5 protein-coding genes are annotated in these 5770 nt (G+C 29.7%); all 5 read right to left on the bottom strand.

All coding sequences use genetic code 11. The features are described 5' to 3' along the window. Positions 1–429 (bottom strand): phosphoglycerate kinase (gene pgk, locus SPD90_RS12660; RefSeq protein ID WP_320925464.1); only part of this gene is annotated, 429 nt, incomplete at its 3' end. A 235-nt stretch (positions 430–664) separates the two neighbouring features. Next, positions 665–1672 carry a type I glyceraldehyde-3-phosphate dehydrogenase gene (gene gap, locus SPD90_RS12655; protein WP_320624407.1) on the bottom strand — a complete coding sequence of 336 codons (1008 nt, stop codon included), beginning with the start codon at positions 1670–1672 and terminating at the stop codon, positions 665–667. Positions 1673–1779: 107 nt separating this feature from the next. Next, complete coding sequence (locus SPD90_RS12650; protein ID WP_320925463.1) at positions 1780–2826, bottom strand: sugar-binding transcriptional regulator; 1047 nt, start codon at positions 2824–2826, stop codon at positions 1780–1782. 204 nt (positions 2827–3030) lie between these two features. Then, positions 3031–4398: an RNA polymerase factor sigma-54 gene (gene rpoN, locus SPD90_RS12645; RefSeq protein WP_320925462.1), complete on the bottom strand. Its 1368-nt coding sequence runs from the start codon at positions 4396–4398 to the stop codon at positions 3031–3033. A gap of 310 nt (positions 4399–4708) precedes the next feature. Further along, positions 4709–5650, bottom strand: coding sequence for an Hsp33 family molecular chaperone HslO (gene hslO / locus SPD90_RS12640; protein ID WP_320624321.1), 942 nt, complete (start codon positions 5648–5650; stop codon positions 4709–4711). Between the last annotated feature and the right edge of the window lie 120 nt (positions 5651–5770).

Here is a 5770-nt window from a genome sequence, read left to right as displayed (position 1 = left end):
TGCTAATGAAGCTAATTCTTTAGAGTAGTTTTCTTCATTTTTAGTTTCTTCTTTTCTATATCTAGTGTTTTCTAATAAAACAACATCTCCGTTTTGCATTTTTGCGACAGCAGCTTTTGCATTTTCGCCAACTACGTTAGCATCTGCAGCAAATACTACTTCTTGTCCTAGCATTTCAGATAATCTTTTTGCAACTGGTGCTAAAGATAATTCTGGTTTAGCTTCTCCTTTTGGTTTTCCTAAGTGAGAGCATAATATAACTTTTGCACCTTGTGCTATTAAGTATTTTATTGTTGGTAATGCTCCTACTAATCTGTTTTCATCAGTTATTACTCCATCTTTTAGAGGAACGTTGAAATCGCATCTTACTAAAACTTTTTTTCCTGTAACATTGATATCTTCTATTGTTTTTTTGTTTAACATTGACATAATTAAACTCCTTTCAAAAGTAAACTTATTCTTTTTTATAATATATTACTTTCTATAATATATCATATTTTTGAATAAAGTTGGTATTAAACGATTACAGCTGTTTATTTTAATTTTGTTTATTATTATCTATATGTAGTTTTATTTTTATGTTAAATTTATTTATTCTGTCTTATCCTAAAAAAGTCCGGAGCTGTAGCAATATACTACAAACCCGGACCCTACTATGCATTAACTATTTTGCTAAGTTTGCAAAATATCCTAAAGTTCTTACTAATTGAGAAGTGTAAGACATTTCATTGTCATACCAAGATACAACTTTAACTAATTGTTGTCCGTTAACTTCCATAACTTTTGTTTGAGTTGCATCGAATAATGAACCAAAGCTCATTCCTATTATATCAGAAGATACTAAGTATTCTTCAGTGTATCCGAATGATTCATTTGAAGCTGCTTTCATAGCTGCATTTACTTCTTCTACAGTAACATTTTTGTCTAATGTACAAACTAATTCAGTTATTGAACCAGTTACAACTGGAACTCTTTGAGCAGCTCCGTCTAATTTACCTTTTAATTCTGGTATAACTAAACCGATAGCTTTTGCAGCACCTGTAGTGTTAGGAACTATATTTCCTGCTGCAGCTCTAGCTCTTCTTAAATCACCTTTCTTGTGAGGACCATCTAAAGTATTTTGGTCATTTGTGTAAGCATGTATAGTTGTCATTAAACCTTTTTGTATACCGAATTTATCATTTAAAGTTTTAGCCATTGGAGCTAAGCAGTTAGTTGTACAAGAAGCACCTGATATAACTGTTTCAGTTCCGTCTAATGTATCGTTGTTTACGTTGAATACTATTGTTTTAACATCTCCTGTTGCTGGTGCAGATATAACTACTTTTTTAGCTCCTGCTTTTATATGAGCTTCAGCTTTTTCTTGAGAAGTGAAGAATCCAGTACATTCTAATACTATATCTACTCCTAATTCAGCCCATGGTAAGTTTTCTGGGTTAGCTTCTGCAGTTACTTTTATTTCTTTTCCGTTTACTACGAAAGCACCTTCTTTAACTTCTATTTCACCGTTGAATCTACCTTGAGCAGTATCGTATTTGAATAAGTGAGCTAACATTTTTGCATCTGTTAAGTCGTTTATTGCTACTACATCAAATTTGTCAGTTTGTTCCATTAATTTTCTTAATGCTAATCTTCCTATTCTACCAAATCCATTAATTGCTACTTTAACCATTGTATTTAACCTCCTAAAAATAAAACCTATTTTTTTATTTATATTTTCTGTATTTTTTACTAATTTATTTATATCTATTAGCTACTTGCTAATTTTATTAACCATATTTATTTAACCATTTTTTGTTGATCGTTTATCAACTCTATAAGTCTTTTTCCACTATGCTCGTCAGTTACTAAAACTAAGTTTTTGTTAATTTTAGATATTGCTAGAAAAGCTTCTATTTTCTTTGCTCCTGCAAATACTGCTATAACTTCTCTTGCTTGTTTAACACTATTTAAATCTATTCCGATTGTATTTAATCTGTATACAATCTCACCCGCTTGATTGAAATAATATCCGAACGATTCTCCTACTGCACCTTTATCTAGTATTTCTTTCGCTCTCTCCTCTGATAAATTCCTTCTGACTAACATCTCATCAGCTCTACCTACACCAAAAACAACTATGTTTGATTTAGAAACCAAATCTAAAGTTTTCTTTATTTCCGGCTCTTGAGCTAACATCAACATAGACTCGATTCCTAATTTATCAGGTAAGTTAAGTAGTGCATATTTTGATTGTAAACTCTTGCTTATGTTTGCCGCTATGTTGTTCGATTGTATCTCCACATTTACTCCTAAACTACCTCTAGCAGGTACTATTGTTGTATTTTCAAATTTCTTATCCGACTTTATACTCTTTGAAAATTCTAACATTGTTGTTCCACCTGTTATAGAAACTATATCTCCGTCCTGTAGTATATTCGTAAAATACGATGCCGCCGATCTACCTACGTCAATCAAAACACTCTTATTATTCTCGTAATCTCCAGGTACAAGTATTACCTTCTTTATACCTAATAGCTGAGTTAACTTTTCTTCTAGTGTTGATAATCCCATAACTTCATTCATGATATCTCTTAGTCCGTCTAATAATTCGATACCTTCTTGAGTTATTTTCATACCTGATGTTTCAACGTTTATCAGATTTTGTTCTCTTAATACTTCTGTTTCCGAGCGAACAACTCTTTCACTCAACCCTAGCTCATTTGCTAAACTTCTTCTTCCGATTGTTTCGTTTAGATATATTTGTCTAAGTATTGAGTAGCGTTTAATCATCATATCAAGCACTTGTGGAATCAACTTTTGTTGCATTTTTAATAAATTATTCATAAGTTTATCCCTCATTATTATTTATTGATTTTTAATTTGGGACTTTTTAAGTCCTATGTATCAATTTGTGTCCCACAAGATAATTATATTTTATCTTAGATATAAATATTTTTCAATACGTTTTATTAAACTTTTGTTTTTTTTAACTTATTATTAAGTTTCTTTTTTATTATTTAATATGGACTACGTTTTCCTACAATTATTCTATTCCAAAAATAAGGTCTTCCTTTTATTCGATGGCAGTATTTCCAATTCTTCCCTGTATTTTGTCACAGTTCTTCTAGATATATTTACCCCCTTTTTATTTAATAATTGTTTTATCTTTTCATCGCTTAATGGTTTTGCTTTATTTTCTTTTTTTATTATGTCCTTAATGAAGTTTTTTATACTTATTGCAGATGTATTTTCTGTACCCTGAGTTTCTAAACCTTTTGAAAAGAAATATTTAAATTCAAACATACCAAAAGGTGTCAGCATATATTTTCCATTTACACCCCTACTTATAGTAGATTGATGCAAATTTAGTTCATCTGCTAGTTCTTGCATTTTCATAGGTTTTATGTAGTTTTGACCTTTTTCAAAAAATTCTTCTTGTCTTTTTAATATGGATTTGGCTATTTTTATCGTCGTTGATTTTCTATTTTCTATGTTTTTTATTAGGTTTAGTGCGCTGTCTAGCCTTTCTTTTATAAATTTTTTAGTATCTTCATCGGCATCCTCTTGATTTAATATGCTTTGATAAAATGAATTTATATTTATGCTTATATCGTTTTTATCATTGCCAACGACAATAAAGCTTCCATTTATTTTTCTTATTATTACATCTGGTTTTATATATTTTGTGTCTTCTGTGTTGTATATTTTCCCTGGCTTTGGTTCTAGATGCTTTATTATTTTTATGTAGTTTTTGTATTGTTCTTGATTTATGTTGTATTTTTTGCATATAAACTTTATTTTTTTATTGGCTATGTTGTCTAAGTCTTCTTTTATAATTTGATCTAGCAAGCTATCCTTTATATTCAAATTTCTAAGCTGTATCGACAAGCATTCCTCTAAAGTAGTTCCTCCTACACCGTTTGGTTCAAGTGATTGAACATATGCTTTACATTTATCGTATGTATTTTTGTCGATTTTAAGCTTTTCCATAATTAATTTTTCATCTTGTGAATTTAAATATCCATTTTCATCTAAGCTGTCTATTATATATTCGCAAATTTTTCTTTGAGTTTTGTCAATTTTATAGTATCTAATTTGATTTTTTAAATAATCGTATAAATTATGCGTTGCTCTCACCATATTTTCGAAATCAACTTCATTATCTACATTATATGCAAATTCATTTTTGTCTTTATATGTGTATTTTTGCATATTTTTAATGTATTTTTCCCAATCTACTATTCCATCGTTGTCTTTGGTGTCAATCTCTATAATAGGATTTTCTTCAGCCTGTTTTTTTATTTCATTTTCTAGCTCTACAGCGCTCATATTGAGAATTTTTAAGGACTGCATTAATTTCGTAGTCATTATAAGCTTTTGCGATTGACTCAATTCTAGACCGTAATCGATTTCCATGTCCTTTCCCCCCTTTTTCCCTTATATTTTATTTTGCGAATAATTTTAAAGGATATAAAAAAGTCTTCATTTGAAGATTATTAAATTAATGTAGACTTTTTTGAAATGCATGACGGAAATTATATTTATCTACAATTTTAAATGTATATAATTTCCTATGCATTATAAAATTATTTAGATAAAATTAATTACTTATACTATTATTTTATATTAAATTTTGGCTAATTTTAGTTTTATACATAATATAAAGCAAAAAAAATAGAAAATACTAAATTCGATTTAATATTTTCTATCCTATTCTCAATGTAAATTATTTAATACCATCTAATAATTCTACTAATTCTTCTTCTGTAAAGTGATATTTTTTATTGCAGAAATGACATGTTACCTCTGCTTGCTTATCTTCTTCTATTATATTTTGAAGTTCTTGTTTTCCTATTGATTGAAGTACTTTTCCAGTTCTTTCTTTTGAACAATTGCATTCAAATCCAACCTCACACATATCTAGTATCTTTGGATCTAAGTCCTTAAGTACGATTTCTAGTATATCCTCTGGTTTTTTACCTGATTTTAGCAAAGTAGTTATAGATGGTATATCTTTTATGTTTCTCTCTAAAGTAGATATAGTTTCTTCACTTGCAAATGGCATCAATTGAACTATAAATCCACCAGCTTGTTCAACATCGAATTCTTTACATAGTACATGCTCTTCTGAACCTTGTTCATTAGTCATTACTCTCTCGACTTCTGTATTTCTAGTTAAAACACCTAGCGATACTACTGAAGGAGTTTGCTCTGATAAAGCAAAGTAATGAGTGAAATCCTCTGCTATTTCTCCACTAACTAATGGATAAGATCCTATATATGGTTCCTTTAATCCTAAATCCTTTATAACCTGTACATATCCATCTGTACCTACTGCACCTGCTACATTTAGTTTACCATTTGGGTAATTTTCTACATTTACATCTGGATTTTGTACATATCCACGTACTATACCTTTTGCATCAGATGTCGCAAGTATAGTTCCTATTGGTCCTCCGCCTTTGATTATTACTGTTAATTCATCCTTTTCATTTTTCATCATAAGACCCATCATACTAGTAGCAGTTAAAGTTCTTCCCAATGCTGCTGTTGCTACCTTTGTCGTATTGTGGTTTATTCTAGCTGTCTCTACCATTTCTCTAGTCGTAGCTACATAAGCTCTAACCTCATCGTTGCCGCCTGTAGCTTTTATTACGTAATCTTTCATATTATTCCTCCATATTTTATTAAGTCAATTTAAAATTTCTACATTGTAATCTTCATATTTTTAAAAGTTTACTTTCTACATACAAAAAAGATTCTCTCACTATCTTCTTCTGGAGCATCA

The organism is Intestinibacter sp. (assembly GCF_034113885.1).
GTDB lineage: Bacteria > Bacillota > Clostridia > Peptostreptococcales > Peptostreptococcaceae > Intestinibacter.
The sequence above is the reverse complement of the archived record's forward strand: the minus strand, read 5'-3'. Positions and strand labels throughout refer to the sequence as shown.

Coding starts and splice junctions, on each gene's coding strand:
- gap (WP_320624407.1), bottom strand. CDS start 1,672: ATGGTTAAAGTAGCAATTAATGGATTTGGTAGAATAGGAAGATTAGCA.
- SPD90_RS12650 (WP_320925463.1), bottom strand. CDS start 2,826: ATGAATAATTTATTAAAAATGCAACAAAAGTTGATTCCACAAGTGCTT.
- rpoN (WP_320925462.1), bottom strand. CDS start 4,398: ATGGAAATCGATTACGGTCTAGAATTGAGTCAATCGCAAAAGCTTATA.
- hslO (WP_320624321.1), bottom strand. CDS start 5,650: ATGAAAGATTACGTAATAAAAGCTACAGGCGGCAACGATGAGGTTAGA.